The organism is Nostoc sp. DedQUE02 (genome assembly GCF_034531035.1).
Lineage (GTDB): Bacteria > Cyanobacteriota > Cyanobacteriia > Cyanobacteriales > Nostocaceae > Nostoc.
Genome location: NZ_JAVRBY020000034.1, coordinates 15,439 through 39,491 on the forward strand (window position 1 = coordinate 15,439; position 24,053 = coordinate 39,491).

Here is a 24,053-nt window from a genome sequence, read left to right on the forward strand (position 1 = left end):
ATGTCTTCTATATCTATTAAACTCGCTACAGTATTTGACCTTTTAGCTGATTTTGCTAACTCGAAAAATTTCTGGCAAGACTTTAATATTATTTTTGGCAGCCAATACAATTTCGCTCTTGCCGAAAATTTAAGGAACAGATGGCAAAACCGCGACTTTAGCCAACTACCGCCCATCGAAGTCTTGAACAGTGGTATGGATGGAATCGCTGGAGCCTATGCCAGTTCTAACAATACCATTTATCTATCCCAATCCTTTTTAGACACAGCTTCCTCGCCTGAAATTGTGGCTGTGCTTCTGGAAGAAATTGGCCACAGCATTGACGCTCAAATTAACACCAAAGACAGCAAAGGGGATGAAGGCGAATTATTTTCCGACCTAGTGCGCGGTGTCTCCCTTACTAAGGAGCAAATTCAAGCTATTCAAACTGAAAATGACTCTGCCACAATTACCGTACAAGGTCAGCCTGTATCTGTGGAGACTGCTGTTTCGCTTGGTGTTGGCATCCGTAACTTTGTGGCACAAACAGGCAATGCTAATCCCCTGGGTACGGTTGATGTGGGTAACTTTAGTAAACCCATCTTCGCCGATATCAATGGTGATGGTCGCTTGGATGTAATTGTCGGCAAGAGTGACGGAACCATCGCTTCATTCCAAAACTATCCAAGTGGTACTGGGTTTGCCTATGCCGAACAAGGAGCCACTAGCAGAAATATAACTACATTTGTCCCAGTCCAAAACACAGGCTTAACCTTTCCTCTAGTTATTACTGTGAATGCTAATCCCTTTAACGGTATCGATGTGGGAGATTTAAGCAGTCCCGCCCTAGTCGATATTGACGGAGATAGCGACCTAGACTTGATTGCAGGTTCGGCAGATGGCACACTTAAATACTACAAAAATACAGGCAGTACTACCAGCCCGATCTATACAGCCCAAACCGGAACAGCTAACCCCTTTAACGGCATTGATGTCGGTCTTTTAAGCAGCCCTGCCTTTGCCGACCTCGATGGTGATGGCGATCGCGACTTAGTTGTGGGCGACTGGGAAGGCAACCTCAAATACTACAAAAATACAGGTAGTACCACCAACCCGATCTATGCAGCCCAAACAGGGACAGCCAACCCCTTCAATAGTGCGGCTGTGGGTGCAACGGCTGTTCCCACGTTATTTGATGTAGATGGCGATGGCGACCTCGATTTACTTGTGGGAGAAAGAAATGGCAGTTTTACTTACTACAAAAATACAGGAAGTTCCACAAATCCCATCTTTACGCGCCAAAGCGATAGTCTTTTCTATGGAATTAATGGCGGAACTTATATCAGTCCAGCTTTAGTAGACTTGAATGGAGATGGTGTTGTAGATGCGATCGCCGGAAGCAGTGATGGCACTCTCAAGTATTTTGTCAACGCTCTCGTTGTTCCAACTGCCGACCAAACCGTTAGCTTCAATGGAACCGAACTCAATATTGCTTTAAATAAAAGCCGTCAAGCAACAACACCCACTACCGTTAGTCCTTCCCCGGAAATAGTTCTAGACTCTACAGGTAATCTGAGTGTCCCTAACACAAATACTAACCCTAACTTTGTCATTAATATTATACCGATCAATTTGAATGACGTGAAGTTAGTGGTTACTCAAGGCACCATTAACACTACAGGCATCATTAACAATGACGATTCTATTGTTAATAAAGACAATTCTATTGTTAATGATGATAACTTTGGTATTCGGAATTTTTACCCAAACAGTTTTTCTTTTTCATTAGAGCTTATCTATAAACAGGGTAACTCTAATCAAGGTTACACCAACGAGTATCGAGACTTTAAAGCTCTGGCGGCACAAGCAAAAAATATAGCTTCGTCTAATGATTTGACCACAGTCCGCTCTACCTTTTTCGGTTTATTATTGCAGGCTATTAACAAACCTGAAGCAGAACAAACTGATACAGAAAAAGGTGCGTTATCTTTCCTGGCAAAACTAATTCGGTTCAATCGCATTCAAGAAAAGAACCTAGCTCTAAATCGATATAATTATTGGGAGCAAAACCCTGATTATCAAACCCCCCAAGGTTTTGGCTTTGCGAACTATTACAACCCCCCGCGTCCAAATGCAGGCTCTATTTTCAGTCTGCCCAACCCCCCTGATGTTCGTCGGGATGCCAAGGCAGATTATTACCGAGATTTGTTGATTACTCCTGCGGGTCAAGTTGCTTCAGAAACAACAACTAAAGGTCTTGCCCGCTACCAACAAAATTTATTTGATGCTTCCACAGCTTTTCAATCTTTACAAGCATCGGGAGCAAGTGCTGGGCAAGTGGCTGCAACAATCGTAGGAGCTGGGCTGGCAACGGGTTTAACTACAGTCGCAGCAGCATCTGGTGTAACGACCGCGATAGTGGCAACAACAGTGGTTGCTGAAGCAAGTGTTCTCACAGTAATACCATTTGTATCTAAACTTGTAACCGCAACAACACAAATATTGACACTTGCCGCTATTGAGGCTAGTTCTGGGACTGCTGTTGCAAGTGTTGGGACAAATACTCTAGCAATAGCAGGGAGTACGATCGGTCAAGCTTTTAGTACAATTGCCTTGTATGGTGGGTCTGTTTTGGCCGTTGTTGGCGCAGCAGCAGTAGGGGCAGGCTATGGCGTGCTACTCTTTGGCTCCAAAGAGTTTGGTGTGGAAGGAGTAGCTAATGTCAAGAATAATTTAACCAATGAATTGAATGCAGCCAGAAATTCTTCTCCCCCAAACCTAAAAACCCTCCTCCAAAGCCAAGAGGGAGGGAATGAAATATATACCGCCCTCCTCCAAGCAACGCTGCAAAAGTCAGGAACTTATCTTAATAGTGGGAACAATACCTATGAAGGAACCACTGGCAATGACCAAGTTTATGGCTTAGGTGGAAACGATATCCTCAACGGGAGTGACGGAGACGATTTCCTCGATGGCGGTCAGGGTAATAACACCCTCTCTGGCGGAGCAGGGAACGATGTTTTAGATGCAGGAGATGGCAACGATATTCTTGACGGCGGTAATGGCAACGATGTGATTCAAGGCTGGAAAGGCAATGATACCCTTGGAGGAGGGAATGGAGATGATATCCTTGATGGCGAGGAGGGCGATGACAGTCTCACGGGCGGTTTAGGAAACGATGTTCTCAAAGGGGGAGCCGGAAATGATACGGCTACCTATAGCGGTAATTACACAGATTATAGAATCCATAAGTTATTAAGCGGACTGATTGAGATTAAGGATACCGTTACGAGTAACGGTGATGATGGCACAGATACTATCCAAGGAATTGAAAGGCTACAGTTTGCAAACGGTATCTTTCAGGTGAAAAACCTGGGCTTCCCTACCTTTGCCTTGCTGACTGATAACTTTACAGCCACAGGGAATCCTAATACCAGCAATCTCAATTACAACCTACCGGTGCGGCAAACTGGCCCCCAAGAAACAAAAAACTGGGTTGGCAGAGTTAACGCCCAGGTTGGAAACACTGGTACTGCTGCTATTGATTCAGGTAACTATCTACTGGTAGCTGACAGTGGGAATGCTGCTCTAGACTATAACTTAAATGATGCAACGTCTCGTGGCGGGCTAAAAATCAGCTTTGATATGGCCCCGAATGCCACAGGTGCAGATTCAGCTGTTTGGGGCAGTTTTAGCTTGGGGTTATCTGCAACTAACAAAACTGCCTACATTACAGACAATGTACCCCACTTTGGCATTCTCTTGCGTGGGAATGGCGGGATTCAAGCCTTTGATGGCAACGTCGATATCACCAGTGCCAATCTTGTAGCAAATACTACTAATAAATGGGGTAGCAGTGGCAATGATGCAACTCTGCAAGCGTTTAATGTCGTACTCACAGACCCCACTGACAATAATCCTTTTGATGGTGTTGGTCAAACCAATGTCGATGTTTATGCCAATGGCTCTCTTGTCTACAGCTATGTGAAGGGTAATGGGGGCTATCGGGACAACTATATCAATTTTGGAAGTAACAGTCGGACAGGGATCGATAACCTGGCAATTGAAAACCTCAACCTCAGTAATACGGCTGTCAATCTTTTATCTGACAGTTTTACAACGATCGCCAACCCCAACACTTCTAACTTGAATTATGAGATAGCTACGCGACAAACAGGCACATTGAAAACTACAAACTGGGTTGGTAGTGGTAATGCTCAAGTTGGTAACAACACGGCGGGGATTGATTCAGGGAAGTTTCTTCTCGTCGCCGATCGCGGAACGGCTGCTCTCGATCGCAATTTCAATAGCACGATCTCCAAGGGGGGATTGAAAATCAATTTTAGTCTAGCCCCGAATCCCACAAATAATGCAGACCAAAGTGTTTGGGGTAGTTTCAGTCTCGGTCTATCGGCTACCAATAAGAATGTGATCGTCAATGCAAATGTGTCGCACTTTGGCATTCTCTTCCGTGGGAATGGGGGGATTCAAGCCTTTGATGGCAGCACCGATATCACCAGTGCCAATCTCGTCGCTAACCCCAACAACCAATGGGGCGGCACAGGTAACGATCCAACTTTGTACCCCTTCTCGGTAGTACTCACTGACCGCACAGATAACAATCCTTTCAATGGCGTTGGTGAGACGAAAATCGATGTCTTTGCCTCTGGCTCGCTGATCTATAGCTATATCAAAGGAAATGGCGGTTATAGCCATAACTACCTGAATTTCGGGAGTCTCTGGCGATCGGGGGTAGATAATGTCAACATTCAACAACTCAACCTCGGCACAGGCGTTATTAACTTTGCTGAAAATAGCACTGGAACAGTTTTTGCTGCGGCGGCGAGAGATCCAGAGGGGTCTGCCATTACCTATAGCCTTGCTCCTGGGTTTGATAGTAATTTATTCAACATCAATAGCACTACGGGAGCTGTTACCTTTAAAAATGCTCCTAACTATGAAGCGCCTCAAGACCTCGATCGCGATAACGTTTACGACCTGATCGTTACCGCCAGCGATGGCGTATTGCAAACGGATAAAACCTATAGTGTTAGCGTTACCAATGTTAATAATGAAGCACCGAAGGACATCTCTTTAAGTTCGACGGCGATCGTTGAAAAATCTCCAGTTGGTACATTAGTCGGAACCTTAAGCAGCACTGACGAAGATTTGGGCGATACCTTCACCTATGCCCTTGTCAGTGGTACAGGCTCAAGCGATAATGCAGCTTTTACTATCAGTGGCAATCAACTTAAAATCAACACCTCCGCCACCAACGCGATCGCAAAACCCAGCTACAGCATTCGCGTCCAAACTACGGATAAAAATGGCTTAAGCTATCAAAAAGCCCTCACCATTAACGTTACCGACTTAAATGAAACCCCGACAAACATTTTCCTGAATACGAGTGGCATTAATGAAAATATTCCTGCCGGTGGGATTATTGGCACTTTAAACACTACCGACCCCGATCTCAACAATACTTTTACTTACTCCCTTGTCGGTGGCACTGGTGCAACTGATAATTCCTTGTTTACAATTAGTGGCAATCAACTGAGATTCAACGCCTCTGCCAACTTTGAAGCTAAATCAAGTTACAGCATTCGGGTTAAAACCATCGACCAAGGTGGATTGTCTTTAGAAAAAGCTTTAACGCTTAACGTTCTTAACCGTAACGAAGCCCCTACCTTTGCCTTACTCACCGATAACTTCTTAGCCACGGGCAATCCCTCCATTAATGGCGTTAACTCCGATCTCAACTACAATCTTACCGGGCGCAGAGGCGGTTCTTTGTCCGCTATTAAATGGGTTGGTTCTGGAAATGCTCAAGTTGGTAATTCCACCGCTGGCATAGATTCTGGGAACTATCTGCTGACTGCTTATGGCGGAACGGCTGCCTTAGATTACAACTTCAACGGAGCAAGTTCCCAAGGCGGGCTAAAAATTAGCTTCAATTTAGCGCCAAACTCGACAAACTTACTCGACCAAACCCGATGGGCTAGTTTGAATCTGGGGTTATCTGCTGCCGATAAAAACACGCTTATCTACAATAGCGCTCCCCATTTTGGGATTGTCTTCAGTGGAGATGGTCGCATTCAAGCTTTTGATGGTACACGAGATGTAACTGGTTCCTATAGCAAATGGGGCGGAACTGGTAATGGTGCAACACTTTATCCCTTTACCCTGATTGCTACTGACCCCACGGATGGAAATCCCTTTAATGGGGTGGGACAAACAAACATTTATGTTTATGCCAACACAAGCCTCATCTACAAATATGTCAAAGGTGGCGGGGGATACACCAATAACTATCTCAACTTTGGCAGTAATGGAATTTCGGCAGTTGACGATCTTAAAATTGAGAAATTGGGGTTAGTGACCTTTGCCGAAAAAGGCACAGGCACAGTTTATACCGCTACAGCTACAGACCCAGATGCCGGAACGACTCTCAGCTATGGCTTGTCGGGAACAGATAGCAATCTGTTTAATATCAACAGTGCTACTGGGGTTGTGACGTTTAAAACACCACCCAACTATAATACCCCTGCGGACAATGGCGGCAATAACATTTATGACTTGATTGTGACTGCCTTTGATGGCGACTTAAGCGCCTCTCAAACCGTTACGGTTCTCGTTACCGATACCAACGAAGCACCAACTAATTTAGCCCTCAGCGCCCTCAGCGTTAACGAAAAAGTTCCTGCCAACACAATTGTCGGTACATTCTCCACCACCGACCCAGATCCGGGCAATCCCTTTACTTATGCCTTAGTTGCGGGAACGGGTGCAGCAGATAACAGCGCCTTTACGATTGTTGGCAATCAACTACAGATTAATACATCTCCGAATCTGGCAACCAAATCGAGTTACAACATTCGAGTTAGGACAACAGACCAAGGCGGCTTATTTTTTGAGAAAGCCTTGAATATTGGGGTGAATGAAATCAATGAAGCCCCCACAGATATTGCTCTAAGTACAACGCTAATCAATGAAACTATTGCGGCGAATACTGCGATCGCCACTTTCAGCAGTACCGATCCTGATGCCAACAATACGTTTACTTATAGCCTAGTTGAGGGTGCTGGCTCAACGGATAATGGGCTGTTTAGCATTAATGGCAACCAGTTGCAAATTAAGAATTCTCCCAGTGTTGATAATAAGTTAAATTACAGCATTAGGGTGCAAACAAAGGATGGAGGGGGTCTAACCTTTGAAAAAATCCTCTCAATTAACGTCAATAAAACGCCCACGGATTTTGCCGTTAGCACTACAACCATTGACGAAAATGTTGCAGCGAATACAGTTATTGGAACGTTTACCACAAACGATCCGAATACAAATGACAGTTTTACCTATAGCTTAGTGAATGGGGTAGGTGGGGATGATAATAGTGCCTTTACGATTACAGATAATGAACTCATCATCAGTAACACATCAAATTTAGCAACACAACCCAGTTACAGCGTGCGAGTTAGAACAACCGATCGCAATGGATTGTTCTTTGAGAAAGTCCTCAATCTGAATGTTGGCAGCGTTCCGATATCAAGTGGCGGTGCGGCCATCTTTAACTTTTTAGAAAACGGGACGGGGGCGGCTTATGTGATTCCTAATGGTGAAACTTTTACCGGCTTGGTAGGGGCTGATGCAGACTTGTTTAATGTTGACGCCAGTACAGGGATAGTCGCCTTTAAAAACATACCTGATTTTGAAGTCCCTGCTGATAGCGATGCTAACAATAGTTATAACATCACCGTGATTACGAGTAATGGGACTGCGACCAAATCTCAGGACTTGCAAATCACAATTGTAGATGTTCCAGAGGATATCTTAGTTCCAACTCCGATTAAAAATGCTGCACCGATTCTAGAAAATGCGATCGCTGACCAAACAATTACAGCAAATAAAACCTTTAGCTTTATCATTCCTGAAAGTACTTTTTCTGATGCTGACCCTGGCGATATTCTCACCTATAGTGCTACCCTCGACAATGCCAATCCTTTACCAAGCTGGTTGCAATTTAATACCAATACTCGTGCTTTTAGCGGTCAGCCCACAACTGGCGATACTGGTATTTTGAATATTAAAATTACAGCCACCGATACCCAAGGCGCTATTGCTACAGACATTTTTGCCCTGACAGTGACAACCTCTAACGTTATCAACGGTAATAATACTGATAATTCCCTTTCTGGAACTTCCAAATCAGACATTATCAATGGCTTTGGTGGCAATGATTACATAGAAGGTCTAAATGCGAATGACAGTATCGATGGTGGTGCTGGTAACGATACTCTCAGTGGCAATAATGGTGATGATAATCTAGTTGGTGGTGCTGGTAACGATATTCTCAGTGGCAATAATGGGAACGATATTCTAGTTGGTGGTGCTGGTAACGATATTCTTACTGGTGGAAATGGAAAAGATATCTTTAGTTTCTCTTCACCAATTAGTGATGGACTTGACACCATTGAAGACTTTAATTCTGCTAACGATCTGATTCGTGTTGACGCGGCGAGTTTTGGTGGCGGACTTGTAGCAGGTATTTTACAACAGACTCAGTTTGTCTTAGGTACAGCAGCGAAAGACGAGAGCGATCGCTTTATTTATAATAAATCCACTGGCGCTCTATTCTTTGATGTTGACGGTACAGGCTCTAGCACTCAAGTTCAAATTGCCAATTTTTCAACAAAACCTGTGATTGGTTTTGGAAACATTGTTGTGATTTAAGTGAAAGTTACATACTAAACTAGCTCGATTGCGTAGCATTTTCACTCTCCAACCGGAAACCGCTGCATTATCTCGTGTAGTTCCACAGCTTCTCCATCCGGCGTGTAGACGACCACCCGACAAAGGACAGCCTTGCTTTGCAGCAGCTTCCAAATGTTGGGATGTCCGTATAATTAGTTATGATTTCCAAAGTCATTGCACAGTAGTCAATGCTAGTACTACTTCTAAAGGCAATGGAGGTAATATTACCATTGATGCACGCGATCGCATTTTTATTGACGGTGTTAGCACTACAGGTTTTTCTAGCGGTCTTTTTAGTACAGTCAATCAAGACGCTGTAGGCAATGCAGGTAATATTAAGCTGACGACAACAGATTTTTTATTTTTAAATCGCGGGGGAATCAGTTCAAGCAGCTTTGGGCAAGGAAAAGCCGGAGATATTAATATTAATTCTGTGTCCACAGCACTGGATAACAAAGCATTTATTGAAGCAATAACGAACTCTGGTGATGGTGGAAATATTAATTTAACTGCTAGCGATCGCTTACTATTGCGTCGCGGTAGCGGAATTTCTACCACCGCAGGTACAGCGAAATATGGTGGTAACATCGATATCGATTCCAGATTTATCATTGCTATCCCCGAAGAAAATAGCGACATCAGTGCTAATGCTTTTTCAGGAACAACTATATTGCTAATGGGGCGAGGCAATGAAGGATTTTTTGTTATCAATAAAGGGGAGAATAAATTTAATATCCCAGTACTGGATTTGACCTTGACGAATTTGGATAGATGTTATCGGGAACTCCGTAATAACTTTACTGTTGCTATTGAATATCGAGAGCAGGGGAAAAAATTTATAACTCGTTGGGTCAGTTGGAATAGAGGCGGTATGGAAGTTCAAAAACGCGATGCACTCTATTTTATTCGAGAACCTTTTAATCAATGTCAAGTATAGACGCTTCCTCCATTGCCCTTCCGCCAATACCCAAAGTCTAACCAGTGAGCAGCTTTCGCTGTGCCCAAGGCAACGCACAGTCTCCACTCACCGACGAGTTTCTGGAGCCACTGATGTTCTTTCTTTTTGCGGTTGAGCAGGTATAGGTGAGGTTTGTTCAGCTTGGTTGGGTTCCATTGGGTTATCTCCTTTTGTGAATCATTGTGAGGTCTGATTGAGACTTGCAAGTGCAGCTGCGATTCGCCCAGATGCCTTTGGTCGTTTGTACATTCGTTCCATGTAGTCCACCAGCGTGGGGAAAGTGGCGAGTAGCTGAACTTCGTTCGCCCAATCCAGTGTATAAGCAAGCACAAAATCAGCCACTGTGACGTGTTCACCCACTACAAACTGCCGATCCAACAGATGGTTCTCTAAAACGACAGCCATACTGGTGAAGTCTTGCCGAGCCAGAGGTATTTCAGCAGGCAATCTCAACTCTTCTGGGTATATAAACGTGTGGCGAGCGATACGCCATAGCGGCTGTTCCAATTCGGTGGCAGTAAAGAGAAGCCAACGATAAAGCTGTGCTCGCAGAAGCAAGTCTGTAGGTACTAGGTTAGATTCTGGGTACTTCTCACCGAGGTACAAAGCAATGGCTACGGATTCAGTGATGATATGTTCGCCATCGATGAGCACAGGGAGCTTGCCAGTGGGATTAATGGTGAGAAAATCGGGTGTACGGTGTTCACCTGCCCGCATGTTGATGGAGATTGCTTCAAATTCCACCCCAAGTTCCTGGAGAACCCAGCGAACCCGAATTGATCGTGTGGGAGCAAATTCATAGAGTTTCATGAATCAACCTCAGTGATGTGCAAATATCTTTTATCTTCTTGCATGAATGGGTGTGCTCATGTTTCGATGAGTTCGCTTTCTTTGTGTTCCACTGGTTGTTCTGTTGCGGTTCACACTCCTGCTCCTTCCCTTTGGGCCTCAACTGGATGGCTTGCTTCGGGTTCCATGTAAATTAGTTCCCAAATGTGACCATCTAAATCTTGAAATCCATGCGCGTACATAAATCCGTGGTCTTGAGGTTCGTTGTAGGTTGTACCACCAGCAGCAACGGCTTTACGAACCAGCTGATCCACTTTTTCTCGGCTCTCAACTGATAAGCACGTCAACACTTCGGTACTTTTTGTGGCATCGCAAATCGGGTTCGGCGTGAATGTTTTAAATTTCTCATGCGTCAAAAGCATCACAAAGATGGTTTCGGACACAATCATGCAGGTGGCCGTTTCATCGGTAAATTGGGGGTTGAACTGAAAGCCAAGTTTTGTGAAAAACTCGATCGATTGCTGGAGATATTTGACGGGTAGGTTGACGAAAATTTGAGTACTCATGGTTTCTCCTGGTGTAGTTAGTTGTTGGTCTGTGGCTATTTACAAAGGACAAAGGACAAAGGACGAATGGCACGCTTGTTAAGCTGAAGGGTAGGCAGCGTAAGGATTGCAGAGGGGCAGGGGTGCAGAGGGGAATTTCTAAATATCTGAACGCAATGCCTAAAATTTCTTCTTTCTCCCCTGCTCCTTTGCTCCGGTTGTTGAGCGTAGTCGAAACACTGCACCCCTGCTGTCTCAACGATTTTCGCTTTTCAAGCGTGCCATTCGGCTCAGATGGTTTGTTCGCAGTTGATCATCCACGGTGTCCCAAACTGATCGGTCAACATACCAAAGCGCGATGACCAGAACGTTTGTGCGATCGCCATCTTCACCTTGCCGTTTTCTGCTAGAGCGTGAAAAAGCCGTTCTGCCTCAGCGATTTGGGGAACGCTAATTTGTACGTAGAAACCTTGCGGGGTTTCAAAGTATCCTGGTGGGCAGTCAGATCCCATCAGGAGGCGATCATCTAGTTCAAGGCAAGCGTGCATGATTTTGTCCTGCCATTCCGGTGAGACATTTTCGGTAGAAGGTGCTTCTTTGTGTGTCATCATCATAGTCATCTTGCCACCCAGACATTGTTCATAGAACTTGAACGCTGCCTCACAGTTGCCGTTGAACATCAGGTAAGAATTGAGTTGCATTGATTTCTCCTTTTGTAATCGATTCTGCGTTTTGATGAGCGGATCGTTCGCACATGAACATCATTTGTGCGGTTGCTGATGACCAAGCCCCGTTGGGGCGGGGTGTGGGGTGTGGGGTGTGGGGTGTAGTGAATATTTAGCCCCAACAACACTCTTGGTTACAAGCCCCGTATGAGTCAAGACGATAGCATTGGTGGGGGTTCAAGCCCCAACCAATGCAGTCTTCCCTACACCCCACACCCTACCCCCTACACCCTTCTTGTTGACGTTACTCTTGCTGCTGCGTTTCAAGTTGAGCGCGAATGCGGTCTTCCTGCTCCCTTAAGGCGGGTGTCAGGACTTCACCAAAATCCTCTGCCTCGAATATGGGACGAATCTCAATCTCGGAGTCTCCTGGCATAGGGTTAGGGCAGCGCTTTACCCAAGCAACTGCCTCTTCCATTGAGTTTACCTGCCACAGCCAGTACCCTGCCACTAGCTCCTGCGCTGGAGTGAAAGGTCCCTGGGTGACGGTGCGATCGCTTCCTGAAAAGTGAACTCGCACCCCTTTCGAGCTAGGATGCAACCCCTCAGCAGCGAGCAAGATACCTGCCTTGGCTAATTCTTCGTTGTACTGCCCCATTTCAGTTAAAAGCTGTTCGTTCGGCATGACCCCAGTTTCGGAGTCTTGGGTTGCTTTAACAAAGACCATGACTTTCATTGTGAAATCTCCTGTTGAATGGTTTTGAGTTAGATTGCGAGGGGTTGGGTGTGCTGATTAGCACAAAGCGCAACTCCGAAAGAACCGCTAATCAGCAGCGACACGTTTGAGTTGATCAATCTCGATCTTCTTCATTTGCAACATGGTAGCGGTCACTTTTTGAGAGGTTGCCGCATCGGGGTGGTTGAGTAACTCAATCAGAATGCGAGGAATAATTTGCCAGGAGACACCGTATTTGTCTTTGAGCCAGCCGCATTGCTGTGCGGTTTCATCCCCACCGGCAGACAATTTTTGCCAGTAATCGTCCACGTCCGCTTGGGTATCGCAAAAGATTTGGAAGGAAATCGCCTCATTAAATTTGAAGGTCGGACCACCGTTGAGTGCTGTGAACGGCTGACCATCAAGTTCAAAGCTGACAGTCATGACGGCTCCGGCTGGTTTTCCGTGAATTTCTTGTCCAGCGTCTCCATATCGACTGACGTGGACAATTTTGGAATTGCGAAAAATCGACGTATAAAACTGAGCGGCGGCTTCGGCTTGATCGTCAAACCATAAACAGGGAGTGATTTTGGAATTGTTTTGCATGAGGGTTCTCCTTGAGTTCAAGCGGTTAAGGACGGTCAGGGCTGTGCTGGTAGTCCCGCAACTTCGATGACAGGACGGATTTCGACGGTGCCGACTTTTGCACCTGGAATGCGGGTGGCGATCGCAATGGCTTCATCCAAATCCTGAGCATTAACGAGGAAGAATCCACCCAATTGTTCGCGGGTTTCGGCAAATGGTCCATCGGTCACGAGTGATTTGCCATCACGGACTTGGACACTGGTTGCGGTTGCAACAGGATGGAGTGGAGCCGTCGCCAGAAATTGTCCTTGAGTATGCAAGTCCTGGGCGAGTTGGGCAGATTCCTCATAGCAATGCTCCCGCTCGGTGTTGCTCATGGCGTTTTCGTCCATATAAATCAGCAGCAAATATTTCATTTGGTTGCCTCCTTTGTGATTAAGTCGAACGGGAATTGTCCAAATCGACACCTGAGTGCAAAAATTTTGTCTAGTACAATTGAACTTTATCTCCCTTTATCAGTCAGTCGAACGGCAATTGCTCAAATCGACACCTTGCCCAAAATTCTTTATCAAACAGAATTCAGGAGTCAGGAGCCAGAATTCAGAATTGAATTCTGTGCGACTGGTAGATGAATAAACGGGTTTAAAACCCCAGACGCTCCTGCGTCGCTAACGCTGCGCTATCGTCTGGACGGTATCTACAATTGGTTGGGGTCTGAATCCCCAACGAACATTGATTCTGACTCCTGAATTCTGACTTCTGAATTCTTCTTCAAGTCTTTTTGTGAAAGGTATGGCTTCAATCCCAAAAACAGATGTGGCTCAAGCAATTACTGCCCTTTATCGAACTGAATGGGGGCGCATTGTCGCTATTCTGATTCGGCTGGTCGGAGATTTTGATGTAGCTGAAGAAGCTGCACAGGCAGCATTTACAGCGGCAGTGAATCAGTGGGAAAGCGACGGTATTCCCGATCGTCCCCGTGCCTGGATTATCCGAACTGCCCGGTACAAGGCGATCGATCGCTTCCGACGACGCACGAAACTGACCGAAAAACTGGAGTGGTATGCGGCATCTGGCTTAATTCCATCCACTGAAGAACCAACCTATGACAGTGATGAAATTGGAGACGATCGCCTGCGATTAATCTTTACCTGCTGTCACCCGGCACTGGCAACGGAAACTCAAGTAGCGTTGACCCTCCGAATGTTGGGTGGACTGGAAACCGACGAAATTGCCCGTGCCTTTCTGATACCGACTGCAACAATGGCACAGCGGTTAGTTCGAGCTAAACGCAAAATTCGAGACGCAGGCATTCCTTACAAAGTACCTGAGACGACTGATCTCGCTCCCCGGATAGAGGCAGTCCTGACAGTCATCTATCTCATCTTCAACGAAGGCTATGCCGCAACCAAAGGAGATGCGATCGTGCGGGCTGACCTCTGCATCGAAGCGATTCGCTTGGGGCAACTGATGCGGCAATTGCTGGCACCCCAACCCCCATCTGAAGTCACAGCACTAGTGGCGCTGATGTTATTGCACGATTCGCGGCGCAATGCGCGTCTAGATGAGGCAGGCGATTTGATTTTGCTAGAAGATCAGGATCGCAGTCGTTGGAATCATCTACAGATTGCTGAGGCGTTACCTCTGGTAGAGGAAGCGTTGCTCTTTGGAACCGGAGTGTATGCTCTGCAAGCGGCGATCGCAGCCCTCCATTGTCAGGCAACCCGCGCCGAAGAAACAGACTGGACGCAGATCGTGCGGCTCTATGAGGTGTTGGAGGGCTTGCAGCCCTCACCCATTGTGGCCTTGAACCGAGCAGTGGCGATCGCAATGGCAGACAGCCCTCAAGCCGCATTTGGACTGATTGATAGCCTTGCTCCTGAACTGGACAGCTATCATCTGTTTCATGCCACCCGTGCAGATTTATTCCGGCGTGTTGGAGCATTAGAGGAAGCGACCCAGAGCTATACACGGGCACTAGAATTAGTGACAAATGACAGTGAGCGTCGTTTTCTGGAACGTCGGTTGCGCGAAGTTCAACCTAACATTCAGTCCGGCTAAGGGTTTACAACAGTTTAAAGCGCCAGCATTCTCTCGTATGTTTCGATTGGTACTAATGATTTTGAATTTAGTTTTGTAGTCAGGCGATCGCACCTACAAATGATTAACTGTGATGCATAAGTTGTTAGATTATTTCAGTTAAATATATACTCAATTCATAAATACTCGGTTCAATTGCCCCAGTAATTCGCTCATTGGTAGCCACTAAAGTTCCCAGACCAATTTCAATCTGCCCTAATTCCCGCAACATTTCTTTGGGTTTTAGCGTTCTATCAACTTGGTAGTAAAAAATGCGGGAAGAATCTTTACTTGGTCTATCACGAAAGCGTATGGGCAACTTAGAATTAAGGCGTTGTGCAGCTTTTAAGAATCTTTTGAACAGGCAATTTCTTGGTTTAACAACTGCCGAAGTTCAGATTGGGCTTTTAATAACTGTATTGATATTACTTATTAGACTGTTCAACTGGAATTTCAATGATAAATTCCGCTCCCTGATTAGGAGAAGAAACACATTGTAATGAACCACCGTGTCGCTCGGTAATAATTTGATAGCTAATTGACAAACCTAAACCAGTACCTTTACCCACAGCTTTGGTAGTAAAAAAAGGGTCAAATAACTTTTGTTTAACTTGTTCGGAAATACCAGGGCCATTATCGATAATACGGATAACTATTTGTTTGTCAATTAGTTGTTGAGTAGAAATGATAATTTGTGGGTGGTTATGTGTAAATTTCCCTTGAATCAATGAATCCTCCAAAGTATCAAGCGCATTAGTCAAAATGTTCAGAAATACTTGATTTAGCTGTCCGGCATAGCAATCAACTAAAGGTAAATTGCCATAATCTTTAATAATCTGAATTTCGGGATGATTGGTTCTGGTTTTGAAACGATGTTCTAGAATCATCAAAGTACTATCAATACCTTGATGAATATCTACTGCTTTTAACTGGGCTTCATCTAGCCGTGAGAAGGTACGAAGAGAAGCCACAATTTGACCGATGCGTTCTGCACCGACTTCCATTGAAGACAGCAGTTTTGGCAAGTCCTCAATTAAAAAATCTAGGTCAAGAGCTTGAATTTCTTGTTGAATTTCAACTACAGGATTCGGGTAGTTAAGTCGGTAGAGGTGAAGTAGATTTAGTAGCTCGCGGGTATAGTTGTTGGCATGAGTCAGATTTCCAGAGATAAAAGTGACTGGATTATTGATTTCGTGGGCAACTCCAGCTACTAATTGACCTAGAGAAGACATTTTTTCGCTTTGGATGAGTTTGGATTGGGTAGTTTGTAGTTCTTTGAGAGTTTGCTCTAGTTCTATTGTTTGCTGTTTGAGTTGAGCTTCGGCTTGTTTACGCTCGGTAATATCTGTATGAATACCAACTAAAGCAATAATATTTCCACTCAGGTCTTTGATCGCATCTGCCCTTAACTCAATTTCCATTGTTTGACCAGTAGAACTTTGCATAATGAGTTCACCACGCCATGATTGACCTCGCTTGATAGTACTAAAGACCCTGTATGCTGCTGCTGGATCTTTGTAAACTGCTACCGGCCCACTAGCGGCATTCAATTGATCAATTGTATAACCGAACAAATTTATGAAGGCAGGATTGTGATAAATTGGCTGACCTGTGATATCGGCTATACCAATAGCATCACTGACACTTTCCACAGCTTTGCTAATACGTAGTAAAGCTTCTTCGGTTTTTTTGCGCTCGCCAATTTCGCTCTTAAGTGCACTATTAATAGCTTCTAGCTGGGCTGGGCTGGGTAGTGCGAGGGCTTGAGGTATCAAATAAATTAACGCAAATGCTGTATATATGGAAATAATCGCAGTGAAGGCTTTTAAACCGCCTGCAATCCAGTAATCAGGATGCCAAAGCGTCCAAATATCCATCAAGTGTCCACTACCGCAGGCAAGAATAAAAGCACCAAATAAGAGAAAGACTCCGTTGAAAGGAATATCTTTACGTTTGGAAATAAAGTAAATCAGTAATACAGGAATAGAATAATAGGCAAGAGCAATTGTCGCATCAGAAATAATGTGGAGCCACACTAGTCCTGTTTTCCAGAGATAACAATGCCCGTGAGGAATAAAATTGTTTGAATAGAAAAGATAGTTGAAAAAGGCTAACATCATGCTAAAGCTTTCTAGAGTTATTTTTTAGAATTCAACTTTATTATTCCCAAATTATTGCTAAAGCTTAACTTGTATTTTTTATCTATTGATTTGATGATTTAGCAGGCAATTTTGAATCTTTATGAATTAAATCAATAATTTCATAAAAATTGTCAATTAGTTTTTAGGTTTGTTTCTATCAAATCCTATTAAAAATTATAATCATTTACTAAATTTTTTAGATTTCAAAAAATGTCAGGGAACATTGCTCCCCTGACCCAGCCAAATCTATTGTTGCCTTTTGTTTCTTACTGCTTAAATATAACGACAATTAACATCTAAAAAGAAATTACTTTACGATCTCGCAAAAATTTACCGTTTATATTGCGTGGAGCATCAGTAGCGAGCCAAATTGCAGTGTCGGCTCCTTCTGCTGGCGTGCGCGGTGCTGATGACCCACCCATATCTGTTTGAACCCAGCCCGGACAAATGGAATTGACAACAATTCCAAAAGATTGTAAAGCTTGTGCCAGCATAATTGTTGCACCATTTAATGCCAGCTTTGATAGGCAGTAACTTGGGACATCGTAAGACAAGCCTTCTAATGCTCCATATCCGCTTGAAACGTTGACAACTCTGGCATCAGGAGATTTTTCCAACAGGGGTAAAAATGCCTGTACCATCCGAATTGCGCCAAAGGTGTTGGCATTCATGGTGGAATCAAGTAACTCTCGGTCAATGGTAAGAATATTTACATCCTTGTCTGGATACACGCCAGCATTATTGATTAAAACATCTAACCAAGCAATTTTCTGGTACAGGGTTTTTACTGCTTCATCGATAGAGCGATCATTAGTGACATCCAATTCGACAGGAATTACCTTTGATTGAAGCTTCTGAACCGCAAGTTTTGCGTTATCAAGCGAACGCGAAGTGATAATTATCGAGTAACCTTTTGCCAGTAGACCTTGAGCGATGGCAAACCCAATCCCTCGGTTCCCACCTGTGACTAATGCCCATTTGTCTTGCGTGGATTCCATCTGATGTTCTACCTTGTATTAAGAATGCTTGCAGAAATGTTAAATCAAGGAATAGTAAGTTGGTGGTTTGTATGGTTTATTTCCTATAAGAGAATAGTTAATTTGAACTCAGGTTGGTTGAGTAAAGCACTTCATAGATACCCCATCCGTGTAAAAATAAGATTCGGATCTGAACTCGACTCTGACTTACTTTGCTGATAAAAAATCAATCATATTAAATCAAACTCTTGTGGAGTGAGCATCTTGCCCGCCCTAGTTATGCAACTTAAATGTGGAACAGCTTAGTAAGCTCGGATTGACGAACATTCGTTGAGGAAGCTCCTTTTTAAATCAAGTCGTGGCTCGCCAGCGCAATCGCCTTCGTTTAATAGTTCTTTACCTGTTCATCCAAAAAACACCATAACCACTGTTCTCCTAACTCCGCCGAGCTAATCACTGAATGTCCAGTTTCCTTATAATGCTGCCGTGCGTGTTGATGTTCAGAAGAATCACAGCACAGCATCTTGCCGCAACTTTGGCAAATGCGAAGATGCACCCAGTGACTGTTGATCCGGATACACTCTTCACAGCGAAATACTGGATAGTTTGCTTTAGAAATCAGAGTGTCCTTAGTTACATTATCTAGATGTTCGCAGCTCATAGAGATTTCTAATGATAGGTTAATCAGAGTATAGATTAGTCCGGGGAAACACAGCTAATTTTGTCAGTTAAGCATTAAAGTTTATATCTAAATGGCACGCTTGATAAGAGCAAGTCCACTATTTGTAAGGCTTTTGGGTACGAGGTGTAGTAAATGTTTAATGCGGTTAAAATTGTGCTTTCTTAATCTTGTGACAACAGAGCTAGCAATATGAAGCCATTGTAAAGAACTGCCATAATTTTAACTGCGATCGCTGGAGCTATCATCACCGCTATCTTGATTTTCCAAAGAACTAACCAGCTATCCATCGCGCTTACCGAAGAATGGATAGCTACTCAAGTGGCAGATGCGGACAGCATCACAGTTCGTCAAACCGATGGTAGCCAAATGTCAGTTGAGCTTTGTGGTATTGAGTGCAAGATGTGAGACTATGCTTCGCGCGATCGCCTGATACCAAGTTGCGTTCAAAAATATTAGTTTTGACAGGCAGGGGGAGCTGGCGTTGCAGGGGAGGCAGGGGAAGAAATACTACATATAATTGCAAAATGGTATGACCCCATCCCATTCGTGCAGAAGCAGGCATTAAAAGCTGTAGCAATTACCCCGTATACCTTAGAGCTTTTCAAGCGTGCCATTCGTCCCTAACCTTTTGTTATCGAAAGCAGCGACTAATTAAGTTTCGCCTTAACTTTCGGATTTTAATTGGACAAAATTATTCAAAATTGGAAAACTCAATATTACAGACCTCAATTCATTAAAACCATGATCAAGACAGTTTTCCACAACCCACTCAAGTTTTATTTTACGGCGATCGCATTACTCTATTAACCATATCGAGTGCAGTTAATTAATATTCATTTAGGCTTTACTTGAGACTACCAGTAATAACAAGCTAAATTAACAAAACTTAACTTCAAAAGCCTGTTACTCCATATTGAAACAGACTTGAGATTACTCCCAACTCAAATCAAAGAATGCTTTATGGTGAAAGATACAATAGTCAAAAAATCCTCTCTTACAAAACCTCCGGTTCACCAATTGACCATTCTGACAATCGCTACAACTTTTTTAGTTGGCGGAGTTACAACCTATATGCTCTGGCGGTTTCAGTCATCTCAAGCTGGTGTTACCCAAACAGTAAAAGTCAGCAATATGCCCGAAGTCAAGACAGTAACTGCTTTGGGGCGTTTAGATCCTGGCGGTGAAGTCATTCAAGTTTCTGCTCCTACTTCATCTGAGGGTAGCCGAGTTGAACAATTACTTGTCAAAGAAGGTGATTCGGTAAAAACAGGTCAAGTAATTGCCATTTTGGATAGCCGCGCTCGTCTTCAAGCTGCTTTAGCAGAAGCCCAACAACAGGTACGAATAGCGCAAGCCGAACTTGCTAGCATTAAAGCAGGCGCAAAACTTGGAGAAATTGAGGCACAGCGCGCACAAATCGCTCGTCTGGAAGTCGAGCGCCGCAATAACATAGAAGCCCAAACTGCTACGGTAGGTCGGCTGGAAGCTGAATTCAGGAATGCTCAGGTCGAAAATCAGCGCTATCAGATGCTCAATCAGGAAGGAGCTATCTCTGCATCACTTAAGGATAGTAAACGTCTTAATTTTGAAACTGCTCAAGAGCAATTGCAGGAAGCCAGAGCAAATTTAAAACGCATCCAATCAGGACAAAAACAACAACTCAATGAAGCCAAAGCCACGCTGAAACAAATTGCTGAAGTACGTCCAGTAGATGTCGAGGTTGCAGCCGCAAAAGTTAGTAGTGCTAAGGTTGCAGTTCAAAAAGCCCAAGCAGATTTAGAACAGGCTTACGTAAAAGCGCTACAGACAGGAAGAGTGCTTAAAATTCATACTTATCCGAGTGAACGGGTCTCTGATAAAGGAATTATAGAGTTCGGCAAAACAGGACAAATGTATGCGGTTGCTGAAGTTTACCAAAGTGATATCAGCAAAGTTCATCCAGGTCAACGAGCCAGAGTGGTCAGTGATTCTCTACCAGAACAACTACAAGGGACGGTAGAACGGATTGGTTTAAGTGTAGTTCGGCAAAACGTGATTCATGCCGACCCAGCCGCCAACACTGATGCTCGTGTGATTGAGGTTTGGGTGCGTCTCGATCCAGCATCAAGTAAGAAAGTAGCACAGCTAACGAATCTTCAAGTGACGGTGGTGATTGATATATGAAAGGTTTAATCCAACAATTACAGCAGCGAACACCTCTAGGATGGTTGCAACTGAATCATGAAAAAAGCCGTCTGTTCGTGGCACTGTCGGGCATTGCTTTTGCAGATATACTGATGTTCATGCAACTCGGTTTTATGAATGCGCTGTTTGATACCAGCGTTTTGCTCCACCGCAAATTAAAGGCTGACGCTGTACTAATCAGCCCCCAAGCCCGCGACTTAGCAAATATAGGCACTATTCCCCGGCGGCGGCTTTATCAAGCAATGGATGTGCCTGGAGTGAAATCAGCCCAGCCTTTGTATATCAACTTCATAGATTGGAAGAATCCCCAAACCCAGCACAAGACCTCTATGCTGGTAGTAGGTATAAATCCAGAGCGTGTTACTGTTGATTTGCCAGAGGTTAACCAGAATTTAAAAAGTATCAAGTTGTCAGATACAGTTTTATTTGACCGCACATCTAGAGGAGACTACAAAGAGATTATTGCCAAAATTGAACAGGGTAAAACTGTCAAGACTGAAATTGAGCGACGTACTGTTACTATTAGTGGACTGTTTCAAGTTGGTGCTTCATTCTCTACTGATGGCACTTTGATTACCAGCGATCAGAGCTTTTTGCGGTTATTTCCTCAACGACAGGCTGGGGCGGTTAGTTTGGGATTGATTCAGTTCAAACCAGGTGATGATCCAGTACAAGTTACAGCTGCATTAAAAGCTTACTTGCCTAAAGATGTTCAAGTGCTGACACTTAAAGAATTTATTGACTCTGCAAAAGATTACGAAGCCAAAAATAGACCGATTGGTTTTATCTTTGGACTTGGTACTGTAGTCGGGTTTATAGTTGGTATCGTAATTGTTTATCAGGTTCTCTCCACTGATGTAAATGCCCACATCAAGGAATATGCAACATTTAAGGCAATGGGTTATCGTACTTTTTACTTGTTAGGAGTCGTATTTGAAGAGGCGTTGATTCTGGCAGTATTGGGATTTATACCTGGTGCGTCAATTGCTATAGGACTTTATCATTTGGTTCGTAATGCCACTAACTTGCCATTATCTATGCCGTTGTTAAGAGGAGTATTTGTACTGCTACTAACATTAGTCATGTGTACTATTTCAGGAGCGATCGCTACCCGTAAACTTCAATCTGCTGACCCTGCTGACATGTTTTAGGTATACACCATGTTTAACAAGCCAGTCATTTCCATCCACAATCTCGATCACTTCTTTGGTCAAGGTCAACTCCGCAAACAAGTCTTATTCGACATCAATTTAGAAATTCATGCGGGCGAAATTGTGATTATGACCGGGCCTTCTGGTTCCGGTAAAACTACACTGCTCACCTTAGCCGGTGGATTGCGCTCTGCTCAATCAGGAAGTCTACAGGTTTTAGGAAAAGAATTGTGTCATGCCAGTCCAGCAGAATTGGTACAGGTGCGACGCAACAACGGTTATATTTTCCAAGCTCACAATCTGCATGGTAGTCTGACGGCACTCCAAAACGTCAAAATGGGCTTAGAATTGCACAAAAATATTTCTTCAAAACGAATGCAACGGCGAGCAGCACAAATGCTGGAGCAGGTAGGATTAGAGCATCGGATAAATTACTATCCTGACGATCTTTCAGGTGGGCAAAAGCAACGAGTTGCGATCGCCCGTGCTTTGGTAAGCCATCCTAAAATTGTTCTGGCTGACGAACCAACTGCTGCACTCGATAGTAAATCTGGTCGAGATGTCGTTAACCTCATGCAGCAGCTAGCAAAGGAACAAAGCTGTACTATCCTCATTGTTACCCACGACAACCGAATTTTGGATGTTGCAGATCGGATTGTCCAAATGGAAGACGGCAAACTAGTAAATAACTCAACGCAGATATCAAATATTGAAATGTCTCACCGTTGAAGATCATTCACAAAAAAGTAACTCTAAATAACTTCTAAAATTATGATCGCAGAATTTGATGATTTCCATGTCCTAACTACGCTTTATCAAGATATTCTCAAAGCGACTATCCCCTTCATTTTTTTTACTACTAAGGTAGCTCAGGTTGAAACTCACAAAAATATTAATCTAGAAGTGAATGATTCTCAAACTCAGCCGTGTAATTTAAGAAAATTATTGGCATTAATTGCTACCAAACTCGAAAAACAGACTCTCCTTAAACAAGATTTTGAGGCTTACGCTCAACAAGTTTTAGAGCCATTACCTATTAATACTGCTAACACGACAACTCAGCAGTCAAATTATCAGTCTGTTCTCTTGCTCAAAGAAGTCTTTGACTTTATTGAAGCAAATTATAATCAACCAATTACCCTTGACGATGTAGCACAAGTAGTTGGTTACTCTCCAGCTTATCTTACTAACTTGGTACGACTACAAACTGGTAAAAGTCTTTACCGATGGATTACTCATCGACGGATGGCAGAAGCATACCTTCTGTTATTAGAAACAGACCAAAACTTAAATCAAATCTCTCTGAGCTTAGGTTATCAAAATACAACTACCTTCTGTCGTCAATTTCGCCAGATAAATGGCAAAACTCCTCATGTTTGGAGAACAATATGCCGCCGTTATCTTAGTCCAAAAGCAATTAATGCTAAACAATTAATATCTCAATCAAAAGAATGGTTATTGCATTATAAATTTCAGGCAATTTAAGCGGCATCACGTATATTTTATGAAATTGCAATGTATAAAATTCAATTTTTACAATGGCTGCAATCTTTACTTTCAGCCATTTTTTGTTTTTAAAGCATAGACATAAACTTACGTTCTTTAAATTTTAAAATAAAAATATACTGTTATGTTTAATGAAATCAAAATAATTGTTCAATTAATCAAAAAAATGATGATTGCAACTATCCTTGAAGACACTATAAACTTGAACTGTGAAAAGAAAACACTTGACTTTCTCCTAGAACAACACACTTAAGACGTAAACAGTTGCTGCATAATTTTTAATGCTTTGCTTTTTAATCGCAAGCATTCGCAATCAAAAAAACAGAATTTACGTTCTTATTCCAATACA

19 protein-coding genes are annotated in these 24,053 nt (G+C 43.6%); 7 read left to right on the plus strand and 12 right to left on the minus strand.

The window, feature by feature from the left end; genetic code table 11:
* Together RMX98_RS22655 and RMX98_RS22660 are read left to right on the plus strand one after the other, a co-directional pair.
* Positions 1-8,706 carry a putative Ig domain-containing protein gene (locus RMX98_RS22655; protein WP_409881749.1) on the plus strand — a complete coding sequence of 2,902 codons (8,706 nt, stop codon included), beginning with the start codon at positions 1-3 and terminating at the stop codon, positions 8,704-8,706.
* Positions 8,707-8,734: 28 nt separating this feature from the next.
* Entirely contained in the window at positions 8,735-9,664 is a 930-nt protein-coding gene (locus RMX98_RS22660) for a hypothetical protein (protein WP_322680511.1), read from the plus strand.
* Positions 9,665-9,862: 198 nt separating this feature from the next.
* Here RMX98_RS22660 and RMX98_RS22665 read toward each other — a convergent pair whose 3' ends face one another.
* The 6 genes from RMX98_RS22665 to RMX98_RS22690 all read right to left on the minus strand — a co-directional run bounded on the left by RMX98_RS22665 (position 9,863) and on the right by RMX98_RS22690 (position 13,400).
* On the minus strand, positions 9,863-10,495 hold the full coding sequence (locus RMX98_RS22665; protein ID WP_289794352.1) for a glutathione S-transferase family protein: 633 nt from the start codon (positions 10,493-10,495) through the stop codon (positions 9,863-9,865).
* 110 nt (positions 10,496-10,605) lie between these two features.
* Positions 10,606-11,040: a VOC family protein gene (locus tag RMX98_RS22670; protein WP_322680512.1), complete on the minus strand. Its 435-nt coding sequence runs from the start codon at positions 11,038-11,040 to the stop codon at positions 10,606-10,608.
* 269 nt (positions 11,041-11,309) lie between these two features.
* Positions 11,310-11,720 carry a VOC family protein gene (locus RMX98_RS22675; RefSeq protein WP_322680513.1) on the minus strand — a complete coding sequence of 137 codons (411 nt, stop codon included), beginning with the start codon at positions 11,718-11,720 and terminating at the stop codon, positions 11,310-11,312.
* A 268-nt stretch (positions 11,721-11,988) separates the two neighbouring features.
* Entirely contained in the window at positions 11,989-12,420 is a 432-nt protein-coding gene (locus RMX98_RS22680) for a YciI family protein (RefSeq protein WP_322680514.1), read from the minus strand.
* 87 nt (positions 12,421-12,507) lie between these two features.
* Complete coding sequence (locus RMX98_RS22685) at positions 12,508-13,005, minus strand: VOC family protein (protein ID WP_322680515.1); 498 nt, start codon at positions 13,003-13,005, stop codon at positions 12,508-12,510.
* A gap of 35 nt (positions 13,006-13,040) precedes the next feature.
* Positions 13,041-13,400 (minus strand): YciI family protein, encoded by a 360-nt coding sequence (locus RMX98_RS22690; protein WP_322680516.1) that lies wholly within the window; start codon positions 13,398-13,400, stop codon positions 13,041-13,043.
* A 376-nt stretch (positions 13,401-13,776) separates the two neighbouring features.
* Here RMX98_RS22690 and RMX98_RS22695 point away from each other — a divergent pair, with 376 nt between their 5' ends.
* Positions 13,777-15,045, plus strand: coding sequence for an RNA polymerase sigma factor (locus RMX98_RS22695; protein ID WP_322680517.1), 1,269 nt, complete (start codon positions 13,777-13,779; stop codon positions 15,043-15,045).
* A gap of 124 nt (positions 15,046-15,169) precedes the next feature.
* Here RMX98_RS22695 and RMX98_RS22700 read toward each other — a convergent pair whose 3' ends face one another.
* The 6 genes from RMX98_RS22700 to RMX98_RS22725 all read right to left on the minus strand — a co-directional run bounded on the left by RMX98_RS22700 (position 15,170) and on the right by RMX98_RS22725 (position 19,425).
* Positions 15,170-15,382 carry a hypothetical protein gene (locus RMX98_RS22700; RefSeq protein WP_322680554.1) on the minus strand — a complete coding sequence of 71 codons (213 nt, stop codon included), beginning with the start codon at positions 15,380-15,382 and terminating at the stop codon, positions 15,170-15,172.
* Positions 15,383-15,488: 106 nt separating this feature from the next.
* Entirely contained in the window at positions 15,489-17,183 is a 1,695-nt protein-coding gene (locus RMX98_RS22705; RefSeq protein WP_322680518.1) for an ATP-binding protein, read from the minus strand.
* Positions 17,184-17,500: 317 nt separating this feature from the next.
* The gene (locus RMX98_RS22710; RefSeq protein WP_322680519.1) at positions 17,501-18,202 is read right to left on the minus strand and encodes an SDR family NAD(P)-dependent oxidoreductase; all 702 of its coding nucleotides are present in this window, start codon (positions 18,200-18,202) and stop codon (positions 17,501-17,503) included.
* Positions 18,203-18,566: 364 nt separating this feature from the next.
* Positions 18,567-18,842 carry a UBP-type zinc finger domain-containing protein gene (locus RMX98_RS22715; protein ID WP_322680520.1) on the minus strand — a complete coding sequence of 92 codons (276 nt, stop codon included), beginning with the start codon at positions 18,840-18,842 and terminating at the stop codon, positions 18,567-18,569.
* A gap of 182 nt (positions 18,843-19,024) precedes the next feature.
* The gene (locus RMX98_RS22720) at positions 19,025-19,150 is read right to left on the minus strand and encodes a hypothetical protein (protein ID WP_322680521.1); all 126 of its coding nucleotides are present in this window, start codon (positions 19,148-19,150) and stop codon (positions 19,025-19,027) included.
* 50 nt (positions 19,151-19,200) lie between these two features.
* Entirely contained in the window at positions 19,201-19,425 is a 225-nt protein-coding gene (locus RMX98_RS22725) for a hypothetical protein (protein ID WP_322680522.1), read from the minus strand.
* A 398-nt stretch (positions 19,426-19,823) separates the two neighbouring features.
* On the opposite strand from RMX98_RS22725, the gene RMX98_RS22730 reads away from it, so the two are divergent.
* The 4 genes from RMX98_RS22730 to RMX98_RS22745 are packed head-to-tail and all read left to right on the plus strand — an operon-like array spanning position 19,824 to position 23,683.
* Complete coding sequence (locus RMX98_RS22730) at positions 19,824-21,026, plus strand: ABC exporter membrane fusion protein (RefSeq protein ID WP_322680523.1); 1,203 nt, start codon at positions 19,824-19,826, stop codon at positions 21,024-21,026.
* Complete coding sequence (gene devC, locus RMX98_RS22735; RefSeq protein ID WP_322680524.1) at positions 21,023-22,198, plus strand: ABC transporter permease DevC; 1,176 nt, start codon at positions 21,023-21,025, stop codon at positions 22,196-22,198. Before RMX98_RS22730 ends, devC begins: the two co-directional genes overlap by 4 nt.
* A gap of 9 nt (positions 22,199-22,207) precedes the next feature.
* Positions 22,208-22,927, plus strand: a complete 720-nt coding sequence (locus tag RMX98_RS22740; protein WP_322649105.1) for a DevA family ABC transporter ATP-binding protein — start codon at positions 22,208-22,210, stop codon at positions 22,925-22,927.
* 42 nt (positions 22,928-22,969) lie between these two features.
* Positions 22,970-23,683: an AraC family transcriptional regulator gene (locus RMX98_RS22745; RefSeq protein WP_322680525.1), complete on the plus strand. Its 714-nt coding sequence runs from the start codon at positions 22,970-22,972 to the stop codon at positions 23,681-23,683.
* Positions 23,684-24,053: the final 370 nt, after the last annotated feature.

Excerpts from the sequence above, each read along its gene's own strand:
- RMX98_RS22655 (WP_409881749.1), top strand. The coding sequence starts at position 1 with ATGTCTTCTATATCTATTAAACTCGCTACAGTATTTGACCTTTTAGCT.
- RMX98_RS22665 (WP_289794352.1), bottom strand. The coding sequence starts at position 10,495 with ATGAAACTCTATGAATTTGCTCCCACACGATCAATTCGGGTTCGCTGG.
- RMX98_RS22670 (WP_322680512.1), bottom strand. The coding sequence starts at position 11,040 with ATGAGTACTCAAATTTTCGTCAACCTACCCGTCAAATATCTCCAGCAA.
- RMX98_RS22675 (WP_322680513.1), bottom strand. The coding sequence starts at position 11,720 with ATGCAACTCAATTCTTACCTGATGTTCAACGGCAACTGTGAGGCAGCG.
- RMX98_RS22680 (WP_322680514.1), bottom strand. The coding sequence starts at position 12,420 with ATGAAAGTCATGGTCTTTGTTAAAGCAACCCAAGACTCCGAAACTGGG.
- RMX98_RS22685 (WP_322680515.1), bottom strand. The coding sequence starts at position 13,005 with ATGCAAAACAATTCCAAAATCACTCCCTGTTTATGGTTTGACGATCAA.
- RMX98_RS22690 (WP_322680516.1), bottom strand. The coding sequence starts at position 13,400 with ATGAAATATTTGCTGCTGATTTATATGGACGAAAACGCCATGAGCAAC.
- RMX98_RS22695 (WP_322680517.1), top strand. The coding sequence starts at position 13,777 with ATGGCTTCAATCCCAAAAACAGATGTGGCTCAAGCAATTACTGCCCTT.
- RMX98_RS22705 (WP_322680518.1), bottom strand. The coding sequence starts at position 17,183 with ATGATGTTAGCCTTTTTCAACTATCTTTTCTATTCAAACAATTTTATT.
- RMX98_RS22710 (WP_322680519.1), bottom strand. The coding sequence starts at position 18,202 with ATGGAATCCACGCAAGACAAATGGGCATTAGTCACAGGTGGGAACCGA.
- RMX98_RS22715 (WP_322680520.1), bottom strand. The coding sequence starts at position 18,842 with ATGAGCTGCGAACATCTAGATAATGTAACTAAGGACACTCTGATTTCT.
- RMX98_RS22720 (WP_322680521.1), bottom strand. The coding sequence starts at position 19,150 with ATGGATAGCTGGTTAGTTCTTTGGAAAATCAAGATAGCGGTGATGATA.
- RMX98_RS22725 (WP_322680522.1), bottom strand. The coding sequence starts at position 19,425 with ATGCCTGCTTCTGCACGAATGGGATGGGGTCATACCATTTTGCAATTA.
- RMX98_RS22730 (WP_322680523.1), top strand. The coding sequence starts at position 19,824 with ATGGTGAAAGATACAATAGTCAAAAAATCCTCTCTTACAAAACCTCCG.
- devC (WP_322680524.1), top strand. The coding sequence starts at position 21,023 with ATGAAAGGTTTAATCCAACAATTACAGCAGCGAACACCTCTAGGATGG.
- RMX98_RS22740 (WP_322649105.1), top strand. The coding sequence starts at position 22,208 with ATGTTTAACAAGCCAGTCATTTCCATCCACAATCTCGATCACTTCTTT.
- RMX98_RS22745 (WP_322680525.1), top strand. The coding sequence starts at position 22,970 with ATGATCGCAGAATTTGATGATTTCCATGTCCTAACTACGCTTTATCAA.